The following is a 22002-nucleotide window of genomic DNA, read 5'->3' on the forward strand; positions in this document are numbered from 1 at the left end:
GTTTTGATGCGGAACAATACTACCCATTAATTGATTCCGAACTATACTTTAATATTACAGAAATAACTGGAAAGCATGCTACGGTCGTCCGAGCCGGGTCATGTCGGGGTGTAGGGGCAGGTAGGTATCGGTTACGTTTTCGCCTTTTGGGTGTATGGTGATGGCCGTGCAGAGGCTGTCGGAGGTGGTTATCTCAAAGGCAATGCCCTGCTCCCGGTCATTATAAATATAAACCTGTTGCTGCTGCTCGTTACGGAAGTAGGCCAGCGGTTTTAGCTTTTTATACTTCTGCCTGATCTCGGGAAGTGATTTTCCGGTGCCTATGCTGTCTGTCGTCAGGAACTGCGGCGAGGTTACCTGTACCTGCTGCACACGGGGTGTTTCGTCTTCACTGCCAAAGTCGGTTACGGTGTACACGGCCACGTAGTGCTGCGGCTCGTTGGCCTGTTTGCTTACCCAGAAGGAGAGTGCCTTGCCCATGGCTGCGTCGCCGCTATCGGGCTTGCCAAGTATGGAGCTTACGGTTTTGGCCGCCATACCCAGTTTAATGTGGCCTATACTTTCTCCGGGAATTATCAGGTAAGCTGAATCGGGGGTGGCGGGCTTCGGGGGCTGTACTGTCGCTGCGGTGTCAGTAGCCATTGGGTCGGGTGGTGCCTGCCTGTTTTCATCCTGGCTCTGGCAGGAGAGGAGGCAAAGTATAAGTATAAAGTATAGCGCGTGCTTCATCATAGCGTAGGCAGGCCTGTAAGTATAGCGTTCATACTTTCTCTTACGGTTATAACACCCTGGCCGTATAGCAGCACCCCAAAAAGAGAACCCCGGTTAGCGAAAGTAAACTTTCTGCCAACCGGGGTTTATACTTTATGCTATGTATACCTGTGGGTGTTACACCAGCTTCTGCTCTAACAGAAGTATAAGTATATGAATCACTTTAATGTGGATCTCCTGAACGCGGTCGGCATAGCCGAAGTGCGGCACGCGTACCTCCACATCGCAAAGCGGAGCGAGCTTGCCCCCATCCTTGCCTGTAAGGCCCACTACTTTCATGCCTTTGGCTTTGGCGGTTTCTGCAGCTTTAAGCACGTTGCCGGAGTTTCCGCTGGTACTGATGGCCAGCAGCACATCGCCGTTGTTGCCCAGTGCCTCCAGGTAGCGGGAGAAAACGTACTCGTATCCGTAGTCGTTGCCTACGCAGCTCATGTGGCTGGGGTCGGAGATGGAGATGGCCGGGATAGCCTTGCGGTCGTTGCGGTAGCGGCCGGTCAGTTCCTCGGCAAAGTGCATAGCATCGCACATAGAGCCGCCATTGCCGCAGCTCAGAATCTTGCCTCCGTTTTTGATAGAGTTGGCCATCGCGTCGGCGGCCAGTTCGATAGATGCAATGTTTTTTGCATCAGACAGAAATGCGTTCAGCACTTCCTGTGCCTGCGTTAGTTCTGCAAGTATGGTAGTAGATGTCATGTAGGTTTTTACGCAACCTCGGCCTGTTGTTCCTCGGCAAAGGTCTCTTTGTAGCTGTTGCTCCTAAACGCCTGGCGCTTCTCATAAAGTGTGGCCTTCAGGTTGTTTATCTTCAGTTCGGCACGGTACCTGTCGTGCTTCAGGTCGGCTACATACACGCTGCTCATCAGTACCCGGGCCAGCATTACCACGCCCCCTGCAGCCACTAGTCCTTTGTATAGTGTCAGGACCTGGTCTTCTGCATTGGTATTCAAAATAGCATTTTCGTCTATGGCTCCGGCCAGGAGCAGTACCGTGAATATAATATAGCCAAACACAAGTACATCGAGTAGTGCTTTTAGAGCTTTCATGCTGCTTTAGCGATTTGAGTACAACAACTGTTTGGCTAAAATTAACAAAAAAATATTATTTACAAATACTATGTAACTCTAAATTTGCGTTTTAGGCTGTGCCAGTATTGTGGGAGTGCAAATTTGGCCTAGGTTGTAAGCTGCATCTGCGTCAGTTTGGCGTACAAACCAGAGTGCTCCAGCAGCTCCTCGTGCGTGCCTCTTTCCACTATCCTGCCCTGCTGTAACACCAGTATCTCGTCCGCATGCTGAATAGTACTTAAGCGGTGTGCAATCACAACGGAAGTTCTGTTCCTCATCAGGTTCGTGAGCGCCTCCTGCACCAGCTTCTCCGATTCAGTGTCCAAGGCCGAGGTGGCCTCATCCAGTATAAGTATAGGCGGGTTCTGAAGTATGGCCCGGGCAATGCTCAAGCGCTGGCGCTGCCCACCGGAAAGCTTGCCTCCCCGGTCGCCGATCACGGTCTGGTAGCCGTTCTCCGAATTTATAATGAACTCGTGCGCGTTGGCTATTCTGGCGGCGGCTATCACCTCCTCCTCCGTGGCATCGGTCTTGTTAAAGGCGATGTTGTTGAAGATGGTGTCGTTAAAAAGTATGGACTCCTGCGTTACCACGCCAATCTGTGCCCGCACCGACTCGATGGTATAGTCGCGGATGTCGTGGCCGTCGATAAGTATGGCGCCGCCGGTTGGGTCGTAGAAGCGCGGCAGCAGGTCGGCCAGCGTAGACTTGCCGCCACCCGATGGGCCTACCAGTGCCACCGTTCTGCCCTTCCGGATGTGGAAGTTGATATCCTGCAGCACCGGTTTATCGCCGTAGGCAAAAGCCACATCACGGAACTCGATCTCCTCTCTGAAAGCAGGCAGCACCTTTGCGTTGGGCTTGTTCACGATCTGTGGCTTGGTGTCGATCACCTGCAGCACCCGGTCGCCGGACACCAAGCCGCGTTGGATGTTACTAAACGCCGCCGACATGGCCTTAGCCGGCACCAGCACCTGCGAGAAAAGTATGATGTAGGTGATAAACTCACTGGCCGACAGGTCCGACTCCTGGTTGAGCACCAACGTGCCGCCATACAGCAGCAGGCCCGCCACCACCGACACGCCTAAGAATTCGGACAGCGGAGAAGCCAGGTCGCGCTTGTTGGCGATGGAGCGTTGGATGCGGGCGTAGCGATTGTTCTGGTCCTGGAACTTGCTAAGTATAAAAGGCTCGGCGTTAAAGGCCTTCACCACGCGCATGCCGCTCAGGGTCTCATCAATAATAGTAAGTATAAAGCTGAGGGAGTTCTGGCCTTCCTTGGCTTTGCGCTTCAAGCGTTTAGAGATACCCGCAATGATTCCTCCGGATAAAGGCAGAAGGATGAGCGAGAACAGCGTCAGCTCCACCGACATGTTAAACAGAAGTATAAAAAAGGCGATGATGGAGATCGGCTCGCGCACCACCACCGTCAGGGTACTCACCACGGAGCTTTCCACTTCCTGTATATCCACGGTCAGGCGCGTCATCAGGTCGCCTTTGCGCTCGTTGCTAAAGTAGCCCAGGTGCAGCTCCGTTACGCGCTTGTAAACCGTCTGGCGCATGTTGCGTACCACGTGCGCCCGCAGCGCCCCCACAATTCGGAAGGCCAGGTAGCGGAACAGGTTGGCCAGGAACACCGAGATGATCACCATGATACACACGAACAGCAGGGCACCCTCGCGCCCCTCCTGCAGGATGATCTGCCCGAAGTAGTAGTTGAAGAAATCTTTAAAGAACTCGATGTTGAGCGCAAACTCCGGCCTGGTGGCAGCCATGGCCACGGCCTCATCCTGACCCACCTCTCCAAAGAGCACGTTCAACAGCGGGATGATCAGCGTGAAGTTAAACAGGCCGAAAATAATACCCAAGAAAGTATAAATGGTGTAAAGCGGCACAAACCGGCTGTAGGGTTTGGCGAACTGAAGTATGCGAAGGTAGGTCTTCATGGTATGTCTGGTGCCGCTAACCGGTTCATCTGCACAAGCCTCTGGTGTGGGTTAGCCGCAAGTATGGCCGTTTTGGCAGTGGCCACCAAGCAATGTTTAAAATGTTTATACTATGGCTGTTAAGGCGCTTATCCCGTAGCCGCTGCAAAGATACTTAATAAAAGGTAGAAAGGCAGAAAAGTAAAAAGGTAGAAAGTTCCCTCCCTACCTTTCAACCAGCTTATGCTACGTATATTTTAAAACTCGTGCAGCCGCTGCGGGATGTTCCAGCGGAAGGCGAAGGAGGTGAAGGACGTGTTGTAGTCCGGAGCCTCGCCCTGTGCCTCGGTGCGGCGCACGATCTGCTTCAGGTCCAGGAACAGGTTGTGGCGCAGCTGGAACGATGCCGTCAGGTCAAGGTGCACCTGGTTGGTTTTGATGCCCTGCCCGATCTCGTTGCCATAAGTAGACACCCGATCAAGATAAGAGAGAAGCACGTTGTTGCCGTAATTCAGCGTATCGGTGGCCGTTACCACATCCTGGCCATACTGTGTGGCGATGGCTTTGGCGGTCAGGTTCAGGCGCGGGATGGGCTGGTAGCGTACAATCCCCACCAGCTCCACGAGATTGGCCCCAATCGGGTGTGCCAGCGGCTGGCGGTAGTGCTGGAAGTTCGAGAATTCATCCTCGTACTGGTAAGTATAGGGGCGGATGGCGTTCACCTCGCCCTGCAGGTCCAGGTTGGCCACCCCGAAGGCATCGATGTACTTTGCCCCGATCTGCCCGCCGAACTTATTGCCCCACCAGCCGTCGCCGGACTTCACCTGGTCCAGCACAAACTCATCCAGCATTACCTGGCCATACAGCTGCACGCGGTTCCAGAGGTTCCAGCGGAAGTCGCCGCCCAGCAACACGTTGTCGGGGCTGCCGAGGCCGTGCTCCACGCTGCGGTAGAAGATAACCGGGTTTAGGTACTGCAGCTCAAAACGGCCTTTGCCACGGGCAAAGATCACCTCCTCGAAGAAGCCGAAGTTAAAGTTATCGGTCACGTTAACGCCCAGGCGGTGCATGGCCATGTACTTCTTCGGGTATAGTTCGTCGCGGCGGTTAAACACCGGCACCAGCTCCTGAAAGAGGTTCATGTAGTGCAGTTTCCATACTTTGGTGTTGAGCTTGAGGAAGAAGGCCGGCGGCGCATAGTCGGAGTAGACCAGGGAGCGGTAGCCGTCGCCGATGAAGTGGCGGTCGTGGCCGAGCTGTACTTCCACGTGCTTGCTCAGGGCGTAGTTCAGGTAACCGCGGGCAGTGATATAGTCGGCTCCGTCGTTTTTAAAATCCTTCCAGAAGCCCTCGTGTGGCACTACCCCGTCGCGGCGGATGCGGCGGTTCACGTACTCTGGGTAGCGGGCCTGGTTCTCGGCCACAAATGCGTAGAACCCGAAGCGCTCGTCTATACTTCCCTCCAGCTGCACGCCACGGGAGTTTATATACCGCACCCCATCAGATTCATTGTCCATGCCAACTTCAAAATGGATAACCGGGTTCACGCGCAGCACAAAATCCTCTGTGTCCACATGGTACAGGTCGGATTTGTTGCGGTAGAAGTGCGTCAGGAAAGGCTTACGGCTCTCGTTCTGGGCCAGGTTGGTGTAGTTCCAGTTATCGTTGAGCAGATAGGCGGCATTAAATTCATCGGCACGGGAGATGGTATTGCGGGCACTGATCTCGGCGAGTTCGGCCACTTCGGCGCGTCCATAAGGCCGAACGGCCGTGTGCATCTCCGGCACCTGCTTGCCAAACTTTATCTGGTAGCGGTCCACGAGGTGGTAGGTGTCGCGGTCGTAGGGCATGTATACATCCTGGGCCTGCGCGGCAAAGGCGGCAAGCGAGAGGGTGAGGGCACCAAGTATGCGTTTCATGTATAGCTTATTAGTAAGGAAATCAATATAATAAAATGCGAATGTACTGTTTTTGGAGCTTAATGTTCTGCAATGCAGGTTTAAATTATACGTTGCAGGATTTACTAAACGTGCCTGGTGCGGTAATGGTATTTCTGCAGCGCCTGTTCTTCCGCCGGCCATAACCGAAATTTGCCATCGGCTTTGGAGCAAGGGCTGCTACTTGGTATCTTTAGGCTCTTAACTTATACCCGGCAGTTATCATGGAAAATAACAACGTACACATCCTTACCCAGACCCCATCGCTTGCGAACCATTATATAGCTGAGCTGCGCGATGTGCATGTGCATGGCGATAGCCTGCGCTTCCGTCGTAACCTGGAGCGCCTGGGCGAACTGCTGGCCTACGAGATTTCCAAAACGCTGCCGTATAAAGAGGTTCCCATTACTACGCCGCTGGCCCAAACGCAGATGCAGTTGCTAGCCGAGCAACCTGTGCTGGCCACTATACTTCGGGCCGGCTTGCCGTTGTACCAGGGTATGCTCAACTATTTTGATAAGGCCTACAGCACCTTTGTGGGCGCCTACCGTGTGGAGGAGGAGAATACGCAGCTGCAGATAAACATGGAGTACCTGGCCTCGGTAAACCTGCACGACAAGATCCTGATCCTGGCCGACCCGATGCTGGCCACCGGCCGCTCGCTGGTGAAGTCTTACCAGGGCATGCTGCGCCACGGTAAACCGCTGCAGGTGCACATTGCCGCAGCCATTGCCGCCCCCGAGGGGCTGGCGTATGTGCGGGAGCAGGTGCCGGAGGCGCAAGTATGGCTGGGTGCCGTAGACGATCACCTCAACGAGAAATCATACATTGTGCCTGGCCTCGGCGATGCCGGCGACCTTGCATTCGGGCCTAAGATTTAACATCAACTTCAGGGGATTACTTTTCTGTTATGCCTGCACCTGTGCAAAAGGGGATGAGTTAGCGGTTTGGGTAAATAGTTTGTTAGGATTTTTATGCATTCTATTTACTTTGGTTTCGTATACACTATTGTTGCGACCTTTGCATAATTATAGTACAATTCGCTTAACGTAGAACACTGTGTTTGTAGAAATAGTAAAGTACCTTTCGGTGTACCTGGTGAGTATGGTGAAATTCTTCGGAGGACCCTTAACCGGTATGTCGCTAGGGTTGAGCTATATTGAGACCGCACTGCTGACGGTGGCAGGCATGATGACCAGCGTTGTTATTTTCTCTATAATTGGTCAGGCAGTGTCTAAATGGTTTTCTGCGCGGCGTCGGGCCATGAAGAAGCCGATGTTTAACAAGAAAAACCGCCGCATTGTGCAGGTGTGGCAGCGTTTCGGTGTGCCAGGTGTTGCATTTCTGACCCCAATTCTGCTTACCCCGATCTTCGGGACCATAGTGGTTGCCCTGTTTGGGGCGCCCCGTAAAAATATCTTCCTCCATATGCTCTGGAGCGCCGTATTCTGGAGTGCTCTGCTTAACCTGATGGTGTTCGAGTTTGGCCAGCTGGCTGAGGGGCTGTTTCTAAGTATAAAGCTCTGGTAAGTTAGCTGCTCGGAGGAGCGACCAACATCCATCATGAACTGCTGCCGCAAGTTATACTTGCGGCTTTTTTTGTGCAGGCTTTTAGCTTGAGCAGGGAGAGAAAGTGTAAGTTTCATGGCTGGTGTTGTTGTGCGGACAGGTCGAGGCTTGTGTGTGCGAAGGTGTAAACCCACCCCTGCCCCTCCTTGTCCAAGGAGGGGAGTTCTGCTCATGCTCCGTCAGCGGTGGCTATTGGAAAATGTTCCCAGTCTTTCCGTTGAGCGCCTTGTGAGATCCGGTGCCGCGCATGCGGCAGCGCCCTGGCGCAGGAGGGAACACAGCGCGATGCGGGAAGACGAGCCCTCCCGGGCTGGAGGGAGCCAAGGCAGGAGGTGAAACGAGTCGCTCGTAAGGCTGAGGATGAACAGCTGCTAGCAAGTATAGCTTGTTTCAAATTGCAGAAAGCAGCGGCTAGGGAAGTATAAAGTACGGATTGCGCGGATTAGGAAATCCGCGGCAGAGAGGTTCCGGACAGGGATGTCCGGAACAGCGGGAGAGGCAAGTATGACAGTATAGCCAAAAAGTATAACCTAGACAAAAAACCAGCAGCCATTTCTGACTGCTGGTTCAAACTTATTTCTTCCGGCTTCCTTTTTTCCTGGTCTTCTGCCAGAAGGAGTTCTTCGGGTCGCCTTTCTTCTTGCCTTTCTCAAAGTTTGATTTGTGACGGCCTTTCTTCTCATGGAAAGCGCCTTTAAAGTCAGGGTTCTCGCGGCGCTTCTGGCGGTCTATTTCCATCGCCATCTCCTGCTGCTCCTCAAACGGCGTGTCGAACACCTTCACACTCTCAGGCATCGGCACCTGCGGTATCTGCATCCGGATGATCTTCTCGATCTTATGCACGTGGTACATCTCGGCATCGGTGGCAAAGGTGATGGCGGCGCCTTCCTGCTCGGCGCGGCCCGTACGGCCAATGCGGTGCACGTAATCTTCGTAAATCAGCGGCACATCAAAATTGATCACGTGGCTCACCATACTTACGTCGATGCCCCTGGCTGCCACATCGGTTGCCACTAAAAAGCGTACGTCGCCGCCTTTAAAAGCCTCCATCGAGTTGATGCGCGTGTTCTGGCCCTTGTTGCCATGTATGGCGCGCACCTCGCCGTAGTTGCGGTGCTCCAGGAACTTAGACACGCTCTCTGCATTTTTCTTGCTGCGGGTAAAGATGATCACGCGGTTCAACGACTCTTCATCCTGTATCAGGTGCTCCAGCAACTCTATTTTGGTGCGCAGGTTCGGTACGCGGTAAAGCACGTGGGTAACTGTTTCAACGGGCGTGGCCTGTGGCGTCACCTCCACGCGAGTCGGGAACTCCAGGAACTCCTCCGACAGCTCCACCACTTTATCCGGCATGGTAGCCGAGAAAAGCAGGTTCTGGCGCTTGCGCGGTATCACCTCCAGCAGCTGGCGGATCTGTGGCATAAAGCCCATGTCCATCATCTTGTCAGCCTCGTCCAGGATCAGCGTTTTAAGGTCTTTCAGGATAAGGTCGCCTTTCAGGTAAAGCTCCATCAGGCGCTTGGGCGTAGCCACCAGTATATCGATGCCCTTGCTTATGTTTTCGATCTGGGTTTTAGGCCCGAGTCCGCCGTAGATGGCTATGTGGCGCAGGTCGGTATACTTGGCCAGTAGTGTAATGTTCTCCTCTATCTGCATCACCAGCTCGCGGGTAGGAGCGATGATGAGGGCGCGCGGGTGCTGGCCCTGCGCATACTTCACCTTCATGAGCAGCGGCAGCAGGAAAGCAGCTGTCTTGCCTGTTCCCGTTTGGGCGATGCCCAGTATGTCGTGCCCGGCCATGATGATCGGGATGGCCTGCAGCTGTATGGGCGTAGGCTTTTCGTAGCCGGCTTCCTCAATGGCGTTCAGCAGCTGTTTGTTCAGCTTAAAATCCTCGAACGTGCTTATCTCTTTCTCTGCTTCTTCGGCCATGGCAATGGTAAATTATACTTTGTGTTGATCTGCAAAGGTACGGGAAAAAACGCAAACGGGGCTGAGTGGTTAAATTACTGCAGGGCAACGTACTATATTAGAATGCCATTGCAACTGTTTGCCTCACAAAAGGGTCATGAAGAAAAGAAGACTACAACCTAAGCTAACCTACTGCCCATGTACAGAAATTTACGCTTCCTAAGTATAGCTGCCGCTGCGGCCCTTCTGTTTTCCGCCTGCCAGCCAGAGGATGTGGAGGATAACACGCCGAATGTGCGGCCGCTCTCGGTGCAGGAGCAGAAAACAATAGAAAGTTCCAATGATTTCGCGTTTCGCTCCTTTGCCAAGTTAAGCGAGGAAGAGGACGATAACGTGTTCATCTCTCCCCTGAGCATCAGCATGGCGTTGACTATGACCTACAACGGTGCGGACGGTACAACCAAAGAAGCCATGCGGCAGACCCTGGGCTTTGATTTGGCTTCTGATGAAGACATAAACAAGTCTTACAAGGAACTGGCTGCGCTGCTGAAGGGCATCGATAAGAAAGTGGTTTTTACCTCAGCCAACTCGCTCTGGCACAACAAAGATTATACGTTGCGGACTCCGTTTGTAGAGCTGAACAAAACATACTTTGATGCAACGGTGCAAGGGCTCAATTTCTCCTCTCCGGCTGCCAAGGACCAGATGAACAACTGGGTAAAGGAAAAGACCAGCGGCAAGATCACAAGTATAATTGAGGAGACTTCTGCCAACGATGTGCTGTTCCTGTTGAATGCCATCTACTTCAAAGGCACCTGGACCTATAAGTTCGATAAGAGCCTGACCAAGCCCGGTGCATTTTTCCTGGAAGACGGCAGCACGGTTACTCACGATTTTATGTGGCTGAAGAAAGGGAAATACTTGAGTTACGAGGATGCCAGCAAGCGAATCATTGACTTGCCTTACGGCAACGAGCAGTTTAGCATGACACTTGTTATTCCTACCGGGCAGCATAAAGTGCAGGATGTGGTGCAGGAGCTAAGCGCAGTCAATTTAAAAACCTGGTTGGCATCTGCGGATACCTCCGGACATGAATTACTTATGCCGAAATTTAAGCTGGAGTACAAGGAAAAACTTAATGATATGCTGACACAGCTGGGTATGGGCGTAGCTTTTACTGGAAATGCCGATTTCAGCCGTATGGTGGAAGGTAACCCAGGCTTGGCCATCTCTAAAGTGATGCATAAAACGTTTGTGGAAGTGAACGAAGAAGGAACAGAAGCGGCAGCCGTTACCTCCGTTGGCATTGAGGTTACATCGGCCAATCCTTCCCCTTATCGTATAGACAGGCCCTTTATTTTCATGATCAGGGAAAAATCTTCTAACGCCATACTTTTTATAGGCAAGCTGATGCAGCCAGAATAAGGAGAGGCAGCGTCAGCTTTTCGCCGCCAGTTCAACAAAGGGTATAGATTTCAGGGCAAACCAAGATAATGTGTTAAATTTGTTCAGTACTTATCTTAGCAGCATGAAATCTATCCTCATAAAGAACGCACAACTCGTAAACGAAGGAAGTATAACCACCGCCGATGTGCTGGTGCAAGACGGGCGCATCGCGCAGATCGGGCAAAGTATAACCGCAGCGGCAGACGAAACCATCGATGCCTCCGGCCTGCACCTGCTGCCAGGCGTGATTGATGACCAGGTACACTTCCGCGAGCCGGGGCTGACGCATAAAGCCAACATCGAAACAGAGGCTCGCGCGGCTGTGGCAGGCGGAACCACCTCCTTTATGGAGATGCCCAACACCGTGCCAAATGCCACCACGCAGGAACTGCTCGAGGACAAGTATAAAATAGCCGCCGAAACCTCGCTGGCCAACTACTCCTTCTACATGGGGGCCACCAACGATAACCTGGCCGAGGTGCTGCTTACCAACCCGAACACGGTTTGCGGCATCAAGATTTTCATGGGCTCTTCCACGGGGAACATGCTGGTGGATAACGCCGAAACGCTGGAGGAGATCTTTGCCAAAGCCAAGCTGCCGATAGCGGTGCATTGCGAGGACGAGCAAACCATCCGCGATAACATGGCCATTTACGAGGAGAAGTATGGGGAGGACATTCCGATAAAATGCCACCCGGAAATCCGCAACGAGGCGGCTTGCTTTAAATCATCTTACCTGGCCGTGAAACTGGCTGAAAAGCACAACACGCGCCTGCACATTCTGCACATCTCCACCGAAGAGGAACTAAAGCTTTTCAGAAACGACATTCCGCTGGAGCAGAAGCGCATCACCGCAGAAGTATGTGTGCATCACCTATGGTTTGATAAGGAGGACTACGACAAGTATGGCGCACAGATAAAGTGTAACCCGGCCATCAAGGAGCATCGCCATAAAGAAGGCTTGCTGAAAGGGCTGTTGGAGGACAAGCTGGATGTGATTGCCACTGACCACGCGCCGCATACCTGGGAGGAGAAGCAGGGCAAGTATAAAAAAGCGCCGTCGGGGGTGCCGTTGGTGCAGCACTCGCTGCAGATGATGCTGGAGTTCGTGAAGCAGGGCAAGCTGTCGCTGGAGAAGATGGTGGAAAAGATGAGCCACGCACCGGCCATACTTTTCAACGTGCGTGAGCGTGGTTATATCCGCGAGGGTTACTGGGCCGACCTGGTGCTGGTGGATTTGAACAAGCCTTACACTGTTACCAAAGAGAATACTTATTATAAATGCGGCTGGTCGCCGTTCGAGGGCCATACGTTCAGCAGCACTATTACCCATACGATCGTTTCCGGCCACCTGGCCTTTGCCAACGGCAGCTTCGATGAAAGCAAGAAAGGGGAGAGAATGCTGTTCGACAGGTAAGTATGGAGCTGGAGAGATTTAAAGAACTGCATGCCCGCTTCTTCGGAAAGGAACTGCCGGAAGAAGTTTTGGAATCTGAAGCGTATGAGGCGTATGCCGATGCCATACACGAAGACGAGGCCTGCTACAACTGGGCAACCGCAGAAAAGCTAAAAAGCCAGGGCTTTGACTACGAAAGCTACTGTTGCATGATGATGGCCGATAAAGTCTTTCAAAGCATGGATGAGGAAGGCGAAACCAAGTATGATGACCCGGAGGTGATCATCAACAAATGGGACGAAGGCCTGTACGGCATACCTATACATGACGGCGGCGCATCGATGGTGGTGATCAACTATTGCCCGTGGTGCGGTAGCAAGCTGAGTAGGTAGAAGACTAAAAGTATGGCGCGAGCGTCCACGCTCGTGACCAGCTATAGTGTGGGCCTCTGGCCCAGTCGGATTACAAATCCGACAATATAGTAAGGCACGGGTTGCAAACCCGCGCCAGCGGAATCCTCTGAGGAGGGGAGTTAGGTACTACAGAGAAATCGCCTCCTGGGAGGGGCAGGGGTGGGTTTAACTCCGAAATTTAATCTATAGCAACACGCTTTGCTTTAATTGGTTAAGTTTTTTTACGCTTCAATAGGTGAATTTTTTCAGCAAAAATGCGCTTAGGGTATTGCATTGTGTGATTTCGTGCGTATATTTGCACTCTCAATTGAGACACGGTGGTTGTAGCTCAGTAGGTTAGAGCACCAGATTGTGATTCTGGGGGTCGTGGGTTCGAGCCCCATCTTCCACCCCAAGCCCTTGAAGCAAACCTTCAAGGGCTTTTTCGTTTGTATTGCATGAGCGTCTATTCACTCATTCAAAAATCACTCATTCAAAATTTAAAATATGAGCTTAGTAGTAGTAGGTTCGATGGCGTTTGATGCGCTGGAGACTCCCTTCGGAAAAACAGATAAGATCGTGGGTGGCGCGGCAACATACATTTCGCTGTCTTCCTCATACTTTGTGAAGCCGGTAAACGTGGTTTCCGTGGTGGGTGGCGACTTCGACCAGGACCACATCCAGTTGATGCACGCGCGCAGCATCAGCACCGAAGGCGTGCAGGTAAAGGAGAACGAGAAGTCTTTCTTCTGGTCTGGCCGCTATTTTAACGACATGAACAGCCGCGAAACGCTGGTGACGGAGCTGAACGTGCTGGGCGACTTCGACCCGATCATTCCGGATGCTTACCAGGGCTGTGAGTTCTTGATGCTGGGCAACCTGGCGCCACAGGTGCAGAAAACCGTGATCGGGCGCCTGACGCAGAAGCCGAAGCTGATCGTGATGGACACCATGAACTTCTGGATGGATATCGCGCTGGAGGAACTGAAAGAGACAATGGCGCTGGTGGATGTGCTATCTATCAACGATGAGGAGGCGCGCCAGCTGAGCGGCGAGTATTCGCTGGTGAAGGCTGCCAAAAAGATCATGGCGATGGGGCCGAAATTCCTGATCATCAAAAAAGGAGAGCACGGCGCCCTGTTGTTTAACGAGGAGAAGGTGTTCTTCGCCCCAGCCCTGCCGCTGGAAGAGGTGTTTGACCCAACCGGAGCCGGCGACACCTTTGCGGGCGGCTTCATCGGCTACCTGGCCAACTCCGGCGACATCAGCTTCGAGAGCATGAAGCGCGCCGTGATCCACGGTTCGGCGATGGCCTCGTTCTGCGTAGAGAAATTCGGAACAGAGCGTCTGAAAAACCTGACGCAGGAAGAGATAGACAACCGCGTGCAGCAGTTCGTGAACCTGGTGGCGTTTGATACCGTGCTGCAGTAAGCACCGCAAAGTATAAAGTATAAAAAGGGAGGCTTAGGCTTCCCTTTTTTGTTTAAAATATAGTGCAACTAAAATGCTTTTGAAAGCTCTGCAGGCGGCTTCTAAAGTACAAGGCGCAGCATCTAAGTGCAACAAAGTACGGCCGGATGGTGTAAAACATAATATACACTATTCGGAAAACAAGCTATGAGCATCAAGAATGAAAATAAAAAGAGTTTGGATGAGTTGAAGAAAAACAATCCAAACCAGGTGGATCAGAATAAACCAATGGGTAATATTGATGATAACCCGGTACGTAATAAACTAAACAAAGACGCTACTAAAGTGCAAAACCCAAACCGCAACCTGGCAAAGGGCGGTAACAACACGCCATATGATAAGAAGTAAGGCGTTCGACACAAAATAAGCTATGAAAACTACTGAGGGAAAGTTCTTGACAAGGGCTTTCTCTTTTTTATGCCCGTGCAGTGCGGTTAAAGAGGGTTCTTCCTATCTTTAGGGAGCCTTACAACCAGACATGCATAAAACCGATATCTGTATTCTAGGCGCCGGGCCTGCCGGAGCCACCGCCGCGCTGCACCTTGCCAACAAAGGCATTCCGTCTCTATTGTTAGATAAAGCCTCCTTCCCGCGTGATAAAGTATGCGGCGATGCCCTCAGCGGCAAAGTGGTAAATGAGCTGCGGCGCATTGCCCCCGACCTACCTGAGCAGCTGGGGCAGCAGCAGGAGGCACTCCCATCCTGGGGCATCCATTTCATATCGCCCGGAGGCCATAAATTAAGTGTGCCGTTTAAGTATAATTATAACCCCGGCCAGGACATACCTGCCGGTTACATCTCCAAACGCATCCATTTCGATAACTTTCTGATAGAGCAAGTGCGGCTTAGGCCGGAGATTGCGCTTTGGGAGAACGTGGACGTGGCAAAGTATGAGCGAGAGCCGGAGGGCGGCTTCATACTTTCAGGTAAGCAAGGGGAGCCGCTGGTGCAGGCAAAACTGCTTTTAGTAGCCAACGGGGCACAGTCGGGGTTTACGCGGCATGTGGCAGGGCTGGAGCAGGAGCCGGAGCACTACTGCGCGGGTCTTAGGGCTTACTACAAAGGAGTGGAGGGTATGGATGCCGACGGTTTTATCGAACTTCATTTCTTCAAGGATTTCCTGCCAGGCTATTTCTGGATCTTTCCGCTGCCGGATGGGCACGCCAACGTGGGCGTGGGCATGCTGAGCAGTGCCGTGAGCCGCAAAAAGGTGAACCTGAAAAAGGAGATGCAGCTGATGATCGCCTCGCACCCCGAGCTGCAGAAGCGTTTTGCTAAGGCAGAGCTGGTAGATGACATTCGGGGCTTTGGCTTGCCGCTTGGCTCCCGCAAACGGGTAATCTCCGGGGATAACTACATGCTGTTAGGCGATGCGGGTGCGCTGATAGACCCTTTTACCGGCGAGGGCATCAGCAACGCCATGATCAGCGGGCGTTGGGCGGCGGAGCAGGCCGAAAAGTGTTTGCAGCAGCAGGAGTTCTCCGCGCGCTTTATGCAGGGCTACGATAAAGCGGTATACAACCGCCTCTGGAAAGAGCTAAAACTTAGCCGGCAGATGCAGAAGCTCCTCAACTACCCCTGGCTTTTCGATAAGGTGGCCAGCAAAGCGTCTAAGAACCAGGCCCTGGCCGAAACCATCTCCTGCATGTTCAACGACCTGGACCTGCGCGAGCGGCTACGGCAGCCATCATTCTACGCCAAGCTGCTTTTTAATTAAAGAACTTATCGGCTGCAAGTATAAACTTTTAGCTGGCGCGAGTTTGTAACTCAAATGAGGCCGGAGGCATCAATGGAAAAAGCCCTCGCTAAAACTCCTGCTTCAGCCACAGCCTGAAATTCTCCTTTTCTGCTGCTGTGGCATCCTTGCGTTTCTGCACGGTATACTTGCTGTAGAAGCTTTTATCGTTCGCCTCCAGCCTTACCACGCGCAGTTGCTTCTCCCGGAACAGGGCCAGTTCTACCTCCTCTGGCTCCAGTGCCAGCAATTGCTGCAGGTTGTTCTCCAGTTTGCGCCCGTTCAGGGCCACCAGTTCATCGTCTATACTTAGCAGTTCGCTGGCCGGGGAGCCCGGGGCGATAGCGGTTATTTTCATACTTCCCTCCGAGGATATCTTGAAACCATACTTGCCTTCGTAAGCAAGTGGGTTCTGCTGCTCGGCCAAGGTGCAGCCCACATGGCGCAGTGCCTCATCCAGGGCCGGTTCTATACTTTCTGTGCCGTTAATGTACTTAGCAAAGTATGCTTCGAACGACTGTCCGGCAACCTCACCCACCAGCTGCGCGTAATCCTGCTCGGTGTACCCGATGTTTTTCTTGCCGAAACGTTCCCACAGCTGCCGCATCACCGTGTCCATACTTACCCTGTTGCCGGTGGCCTTGCGCAGCTGCAGGTCCAGGAGCATGGCGGTGAGGGCGCCTTTGATGTAGATGGATACCTTACGGTCAGGGATGCCCGGCTTGTAGCCGTCCAGCCAGAGGTCAAAAGAGGAGTCTGCCACGGAGAGGTTATCGCGGCTGTAGTCGGCAAAGTAGCGCTGCAGGCTGGTGTTGAGCTCCTCGAAGTATGCCTCGGCGGTGAAGAAGCCGCTGCGGGCCAGCATGTAATCGCCGTAATAGGTGGTGATGCCCTCGGCCACGTATCCGGTTTTAAAGTAGTTCTCCTGCGCAAAATTGTAAGGCAGCATCTCCTTCGGCCGGATTTTCTTGATGTTCCAGGTATGGAAAAGCTCGTGCGAACTCACGCCCACAAACTCCTTGTACAGGCTTGGTGCCATCAGCAGCTCGCCCGGCCCCAGCGTGATAACGGTGGAGTGGCTGTGCTCCACGCCGTGGTAAAAGCGGTAAGGCAGTATCTCGTTCAGGTAATGGTACTCCTGCACCGGAAAATCCCCGAACACCTCTAGCTGCTCTTTGGTAAAGCCCTCAAAGTCTTGCTTTATCTTTTCCCAGTCGGGTTGGCAATCGCCCTGGATCCAGATATGGAACGTGTAGCCTTCCACCTTGAAAGTCTCCCGCTTCAGGCTGTCGCTGGCAATAAAGGGGCTGTCGGCCAGCTCATCGAAATTCCTGGCCTCCAGCGTGTGTTTTTCAGTTACGGGCAAGCCACAGGCAATCTGCCACTCCTGGGGCGGCTCCAGCTTCAGCTGACAAGGTTCCTGCTCGCGCCCAACTACGGCCATCAGGCAGTTGATCGGGTTCAGGTATAGTTGCGCCTCATCCAGCCACGAGCCGCCGGCGTCCATCTGGCGGGCAAAAAAGCTGTAACTGATCTCCACTTCCTCGGCACCGCCAGTCTGCACCAGCCATCGGTCTTTCGTCACTTTCTCGATGTGCAGGCTATTACCGTTTGCCTCGGCTGTTACGGCGCGGAGCTTCTGGGCAAAATGTTGCAGTTCATACCTTCCGGGTCGCCAGGCGGGTAGCTGCAAGTATAAATCCTGCTGTTGGTTATCTTTTACAGTGATTTTGATATCTACGAAGTGCGTGAGCGGGTTCTGGAAGGAGAGGTGGTAATGGATCATAGTTTATACTTATCCTGCTGATGAATCAGTTTATACTTTGGAGTTCGCAAAAGTGATACAAGTATAAGCAGGGAAAGCGGAAAGGCAAGTATATGTATAGTGCGGCTAAGGCAAGGGAATGAACTAACGCCAATTCTGATTTTCCAATCAGAATTGATCAGTAACCGATTGTCAGCCATAGCTTTTCTCGCATTGGGTTCGGTGTCTTCGGCAACACTGGCTCCAACCACCCCTGCCCCTCCTGGGCCAAGGGGGGAATCATACTGTTCCATAGCAAAGGCGGCGGCTATCGAACCTGATCCCAGTCCTTGGGTTGAGCGCCTTGTGAGATCCGGTGCCACGATAGTGGCAGCGCGCAAGCGCAGGAGGGAACACAGCGCGATGCCCGAGGACGAGGCCTCCCGGCCTTGAGGGCTCCACAGCCGGAGATGAAACGATAGGTTTGTAAGGCTGAGGATGAACGGCAGCTAGCAAGTATAGCTTGCTTCAAGTTGCAGAAAGCTGCGGCTATGAAAGTATAAACCAACCCTAAAAAGAACATCAGAAGTATAAACAAACGCAACAATCACAGCAGCAAAACCACAATCCCATTCTTCATCAAGACTGTTCCAACAGCGATTCCTCAGCCTCTCTGCATCTTTTTACAAAAAATCTGAGGCAGACTTTGCTATTCTACAAAGGTTTACTAATTTTGCAGGCCATAATAAAACCATTGGCAGACGATGAAAAGAACATTCCAGCCTTCTCAGAGAAAAAGAAGAAATAAGCACGGTTTCAGATCTAGAATGGAAACCGCTAACGGTAGAAGAGTATTGGCCAGCAGAAGAGCCAAAGGCAGAAAGAGACTTACAGTTTCTAGCGAGAAAAGACATAAGGCTGCTTAATTCCTGATGCAGGAATTGGTTCTGCTTTTGCATAGCCGCTAATGGATTCAGCAGCAGCTACCGAACAGCAGGCCGGCCAGCCTAACAGTTATACATTTTCGAAAGAAGAACACTTGTGCAGTAAGCGGCTCATTTCGCTGCTTTTCTCCAAGGGTTCTTCTTTTAATTTGTATCCGCTGCGGTTCGTGTACCACACGCCGCAGGACCTGCCGCCTGGGCAAACCCAGGTACTCATCTCCGTTTCAAAGCGCTACTTTAAGCGTGCCGTAGACCGCAACCGCCTGAAGCGGCAAATGCGTGAGGCATACCGCCTTAACAAGCACCTCTTGTTGCAGCACCCGGAACAGGCGCCAGGCCTGCTGGGTATCCTGTATATCGGAAAGGAAAAAAAATCCTTCCAGTCTATTCAAAAAAAACTAATTTCAGGTTTGGAGCGTTGTCTAAATAAGTAGACTCACTACGCCCCTTAAGCCTGATATTATGTATAAAAAATCTATAGCTGGCCTTTTTGTCGGCATATTTGCCCTCGGCCTCGTTTCCTTTAAAACCGACTCTGAGCGGTACTTCGAAATAGCCAAGAACCTCGATGTTTTTGCCACGCTTTTTAAAGAGGTAAACACCTACTATGTAGACGATGTGCCCCCTGCACAGATGATGCGCTCCGGCATCGATGCCATGCTGAAGTCGCTGGACCCTTACACCAACTACATTCCCGAAGATGATATTGAGGATTTCCGTACCATGACTACCGGTCAGTATGGCGGCATTGGCGCTATTATTGGTAGCCGCGACGGCAAGGTAATGGTGCAGATGCCTTACGAGGGCTCCCCGGCCCATAAAGCCGGACTGGCCATCGGCGACGAAATCCTGAAAATAAATGGGGTGGATGTAAGGAATAAGTCTACCGAGGAGGTGAGCAAGTTGCTGAAGGGGCAGGCCAACACAAGTATAAAACTGGAGGTGCGTAGCTACGGCCAGAGCAAGTCCAGGAGCCTGGAACTGATGCGCGAGAACATCATGGTTGATAATGTGCCATACTATGGTATGCTGGATGGCGAGATCGGTTACCTGCAGCTGTCGGGCTTTACCGTGGATGCAGGCAAGGAAGTGAAAACGGCAGTGCAGAAGCTGAAAGAGATGGGCGCCAAGAAGATCGTGTTTGACCTGCGCGATAACCCGGGCGGACTACTGCACGAGGCCGTGAACATCTCGAACGTTTTTGTGGAGAAAGGCCGCGATATAGTAAGCACCAAAGGCAAAGTAGAGGAGTGGAACAAAACCTACAAGGCCCTGGACGAGCCGCTGGACCTGGAGATGCCGCTGGTTGTGCTCACCAGCTCGCGCAGCGCCTCGGCCTCCGAGATTGTGGCTGGTGTAATGCAGGACTATGACCGCGCCGTGCTGGTAGGCGAGCGCACCTTTGGCAAAGGACTGGTGCAGGTTACCCGCCCGCTTTCTTACAACTCCCAACTTAAAGTAACCACAGCTAAATATTACATACCAAGCGGCCGCTGCATTCAGGCAATAGATTACGCTCACCGCAACGAAGATGGCAGCGTGGGCAAGATTCCGGACTCGCTGCGTGTGGCCTTTAAAACTGCGTCCGGCAGAGTGGTGTACGATGGCGGTGGCGTGAGCCCTGATGTGGCGGTAGTGCAACCGGATTACTCCGAGATCACGAGAACCATTGCAGGCAAGGGCTACTTCTTCGACTACGCCAATAAGTATAAACTGGAGCACCCGAGCATTCCGCCGGCCAAGGAGTTCAAGCTGACCGATGCTGAATACAAGAAATTCGTGGCTTACCTGGAGAATAAAGATGTATCCTATACCACAGCCATCGAAAGCGAGCTGGAAGATGTAGCCGCGAAGGCCAAGGATGGCAAGCATTACGATGATATTCAGTCAGAGCTGGAGGCGATCCGGAAAAAGGTATCGCACAATAAGTCAAACGACCTGACCCGCTTCCGCCCTGAGATACAGGAGATGCTGGAGGCGGAGATTGCCTCGCGCTACTACCTGCAGAAGGGATATATAGAGTCATCGTTCGATGATGATCCGGATATTCTGGCAGCTGTGCAGGTGCTTAACGATCCGGTGAAGTATAAGTCGTACCTGAAGACGAATTAAAAGTATAAAATACACAAGCAGGGGAGGGAGGTACAGCAGTGCCTTCCTCTTTTGTTTTAGAATGGTGATACTTTTGGAGGCTTCGCCAGCTTGGCGTAATTTTGTGAATATCTTTAAACTATAACTATACTTGCCCATGCCGCTGTTGCTCGCGCTCGAAACATCCACCACTGTCTGCTCTGTAGCCTTATATAAGGACCAGCAGTTACTGGGGGCCTCTGAGCTGCAAATCGAGAAGTCACACTCTTCCCACATCACCGTGATGGTGTCGCAGTTGGTGGAGAACTGCGGGGCTACCCTGCAGGACCTGAGCGCTGTGGTGGTTTCGGGTGGGCCGGGTTCTTATACCGGCCTGCGTATTGGTACATCCACAGCCAAGGGGCTATGCTTCTCGCTTAACATCCCGCTGCTGGAGGTCTCTACTTTATATGGGCTGGCCGCTCAGGTGATCGCGATGACGCCGAACCCCGAGCGCTTCCTGTTTTGCCCGATGCTGGATGCCCGCCGCATGGAAGTCTATACTTGCCTGCTTACGCATGATCTGCAAGAGGTGGAGCCAATCGCGCCGGTGGTGCTGGAGGAACACACTTTTGAGGAAAGGCTGAAGGAAAAGCCGGTCATCTTTTTCGGGAGCGGTGCCACCAAGTTTAAAAGTATGGTAAACACTGAGGCGAATGCCTTGTTTATTGAGGGAGTGTTGCCAACGGCTAAAACCATTGGTATGCTGGCGCTGCCCAAGTATGAGCAGGAGGCATTTGAGGACGTAGCATATTATGAACCCTTCTACCTGAAGGATGTTTACATAACAAGCCCGACTAAAGGAGCTAAGAAATAGGAGAAACAACCATGTCAGAAGAAATAGTGAACCGCGTGGCGCAAAGTGCGCTGGTAACCCTGAACCTGGAGGAGCTGCTGCACCCGGGAGAGCGTTTGGTGTATGATATAAAAGAGAACCTGTTCCAGGGGCTGATCCTTCGGGAGAAGGATTTCCGTGCTTTCGTCAAAGATCACGATTGGTCGCAGTATGCCGGTAAGAACATTGCCATTACCTGTTCTGTGGATGCCATTGTTCCTACCTGGGCATATATGCTGTTGGCGTCAAAGCTTCAGAACCACGCTAACTACTATGTGTTCGGCAATCTGGAGGCACTGGAGCAGGCATTGCTACAGGAAGCAATCGCGAAAGTAGATATGGAAGAGTACCGCGATGCCAAGGTAGTGGTGAAGGGTTGTGGAAGTATACCAGTACCTACTTATGCCTATGTAGAGGTAATGCGCAAGCTCCTGCCAGTGGCCGCAAGTATTATGTATGGCGAACCATGCAGTACGGTGCCTTTATATAAGAAGCCTAAGAACGTATAATAGTATACAGAATGAAAAATGGGGAGCATGATGAACTAAATCATGCTCCCTTTTTGTTATTTCTAAGCGTCCGAAAGTAAAAATTGTCAGCTGGACAAACAGATAGCGAAGCCCTGAAAACATTTCCCGCTCTCACTCAGCCGTTTCCGGTGTTGGCACGTCTTTTTTTGGGGCCGGGTGTTGGAAAGCCGGATCTTCTGGCTACTTTTGCATCCCCGTTCGGC

Annotated in this window: 20 protein-coding genes and 1 tRNA gene; 14 read left to right on the top strand and 7 right to left on the bottom strand. The window is 52.3% G+C overall.

Features of this window, described 5'->3' with window-relative positions; all coding sequences use genetic code 11:
* Positions 1–78: 78 nt before the first annotated feature.
* The 5 genes from OO017_RS15780 to OO017_RS15800 form a co-directional block, all read right to left on the bottom strand.
* Positions 79–732: a hypothetical protein gene (locus OO017_RS15780; protein ID WP_266053609.1), complete on the bottom strand. Its 654-nt coding sequence runs from the start codon at positions 730–732 to the stop codon at positions 79–81.
* A gap of 156 nt (positions 733–888) precedes the next feature.
* Positions 889–1464, bottom strand: coding sequence for a D-sedoheptulose 7-phosphate isomerase (gene lpcA / locus OO017_RS15785; protein WP_266053610.1), 576 nt, complete (start codon positions 1462–1464; stop codon positions 889–891).
* An 8-nt stretch (positions 1465–1472) separates the two neighbouring features.
* Positions 1473–1814, bottom strand: coding sequence for a hypothetical protein (locus OO017_RS15790; protein WP_266053611.1), 342 nt, complete (start codon positions 1812–1814; stop codon positions 1473–1475).
* Positions 1815–1942: 128 nt separating this feature from the next.
* Positions 1943–3781, bottom strand: a complete 1839-nt coding sequence (locus OO017_RS15795) for an ABC transporter ATP-binding protein (RefSeq protein ID WP_266053612.1) — start codon at positions 3779–3781, stop codon at positions 1943–1945.
* 236 nt (positions 3782–4017) lie between these two features.
* On the bottom strand, positions 4018–5679 hold the full coding sequence (locus OO017_RS15800) for a hypothetical protein (RefSeq protein ID WP_266053613.1): 1662 nt from the start codon (positions 5677–5679) through the stop codon (positions 4018–4020).
* A gap of 242 nt (positions 5680–5921) precedes the next feature.
* Between OO017_RS15800 and upp the strand changes: the two genes are divergently transcribed.
* Together upp and OO017_RS15810 are read left to right on the top strand one after the other, a co-directional pair.
* Positions 5922–6578: a uracil phosphoribosyltransferase gene (gene upp / locus OO017_RS15805; protein ID WP_266053614.1), complete on the top strand. Its 657-nt coding sequence runs from the start codon at positions 5922–5924 to the stop codon at positions 6576–6578.
* Positions 6579–6756: 178 nt separating this feature from the next.
* Complete coding sequence (locus tag OO017_RS15810) at positions 6757–7227, top strand: hypothetical protein (protein ID WP_266053616.1); 471 nt, start codon at positions 6757–6759, stop codon at positions 7225–7227.
* 612 nt (positions 7228–7839) lie between these two features.
* On the opposite strand, the gene OO017_RS15815 is transcribed toward OO017_RS15810, so the two are convergent.
* A complete protein-coding gene (locus tag OO017_RS15815) occupies positions 7840–9198 on the bottom strand; it encodes a DEAD/DEAH box helicase (protein WP_266053618.1) in 1359 nt (452 codons plus the stop codon).
* A gap of 177 nt (positions 9199–9375) precedes the next feature.
* Here OO017_RS15815 and OO017_RS15820 point away from each other — a divergent pair, with 177 nt between their 5' ends.
* From OO017_RS15820 to OO017_RS15850, 7 genes are all read left to right on the top strand, one after another.
* Positions 9376–10602, top strand: coding sequence for a serpin family protein (locus OO017_RS15820; protein WP_266053620.1), 1227 nt, complete (start codon positions 9376–9378; stop codon positions 10600–10602).
* A 103-nt stretch (positions 10603–10705) separates the two neighbouring features.
* The gene (locus OO017_RS15825; RefSeq protein ID WP_266053622.1) at positions 10706–12040 is read left to right on the top strand and encodes a dihydroorotase; all 1335 of its coding nucleotides are present in this window, start codon (positions 10706–10708) and stop codon (positions 12038–12040) included.
* Positions 12041–12042: 2 nt separating this feature from the next.
* On the top strand, positions 12043–12411 hold the full coding sequence (locus OO017_RS15830) for a DUF6980 family protein (RefSeq protein ID WP_266053624.1): 369 nt from the start codon (positions 12043–12045) through the stop codon (positions 12409–12411).
* Positions 12412–12749: 338 nt separating this feature from the next.
* Positions 12750–12826, top strand: a tRNA-His gene (locus OO017_RS15835).
* A gap of 92 nt (positions 12827–12918) precedes the next feature.
* Entirely contained in the window at positions 12919–13842 is a 924-nt protein-coding gene (locus OO017_RS15840) for a PfkB family carbohydrate kinase (RefSeq protein WP_266053626.1), read from the top strand.
* Positions 13843–14028: 186 nt separating this feature from the next.
* Entirely contained in the window at positions 14029–14229 is a 201-nt protein-coding gene (locus tag OO017_RS15845) for a hypothetical protein (protein ID WP_266053628.1), read from the top strand.
* A 130-nt stretch (positions 14230–14359) separates the two neighbouring features.
* Positions 14360–15598: an NAD(P)/FAD-dependent oxidoreductase gene (locus OO017_RS15850; protein ID WP_266053630.1), complete on the top strand. Its 1239-nt coding sequence runs from the start codon at positions 14360–14362 to the stop codon at positions 15596–15598.
* Positions 15599–15686: 88 nt separating this feature from the next.
* On the opposite strand, the gene OO017_RS15855 is transcribed toward OO017_RS15850, so the two are convergent.
* Complete coding sequence (locus OO017_RS15855) at positions 15687–17402, bottom strand: M61 family metallopeptidase (RefSeq protein WP_266053632.1); 1716 nt, start codon at positions 17400–17402, stop codon at positions 15687–15689.
* Positions 17403–18124: 722 nt separating this feature from the next.
* Between OO017_RS15855 and rpmH the strand changes: the two genes are divergently transcribed.
* The 5 genes from rpmH (at position 18125) to OO017_RS15880 (ending at position 21778) form a co-directional block, all read left to right on the top strand.
* On the top strand, positions 18125–18286 hold the full coding sequence (rpmH, locus tag OO017_RS15860; protein ID WP_071784616.1) for a 50S ribosomal protein L34: 162 nt from the start codon (positions 18125–18127) through the stop codon (positions 18284–18286).
* 41 nt (positions 18287–18327) lie between these two features.
* The gene (locus OO017_RS15865; RefSeq protein ID WP_266053638.1) at positions 18328–18738 is read left to right on the top strand and encodes a ribonuclease P protein component; all 411 of its coding nucleotides are present in this window, start codon (positions 18328–18330) and stop codon (positions 18736–18738) included.
* 28 nt (positions 18739–18766) lie between these two features.
* A complete protein-coding gene (locus tag OO017_RS15870) occupies positions 18767–20416 on the top strand; it encodes a S41 family peptidase (RefSeq protein WP_266053639.1) in 1650 nt (549 codons plus the stop codon).
* A gap of 136 nt (positions 20417–20552) precedes the next feature.
* Entirely contained in the window at positions 20553–21251 is a 699-nt protein-coding gene (tsaB, locus tag OO017_RS15875; protein ID WP_266053640.1) for a tRNA (adenosine(37)-N6)-threonylcarbamoyltransferase complex dimerization subunit type 1 TsaB, read from the top strand.
* Between the two features lie 11 nt (positions 21252–21262).
* Positions 21263–21778, top strand: a complete 516-nt coding sequence (locus tag OO017_RS15880; RefSeq protein WP_266053641.1) for a DUF2480 family protein — start codon at positions 21263–21265, stop codon at positions 21776–21778.
* The last annotated feature ends 224 nt before the right edge of the window (positions 21779–22002 follow it).

Origin of the sequence: Pontibacter anaerobius (genome assembly GCF_026241195.1) — a bacterium.
Classification (GTDB): domain Bacteria; phylum Bacteroidota; class Bacteroidia; order Cytophagales; family Hymenobacteraceae; genus Pontibacter; species Pontibacter anaerobius.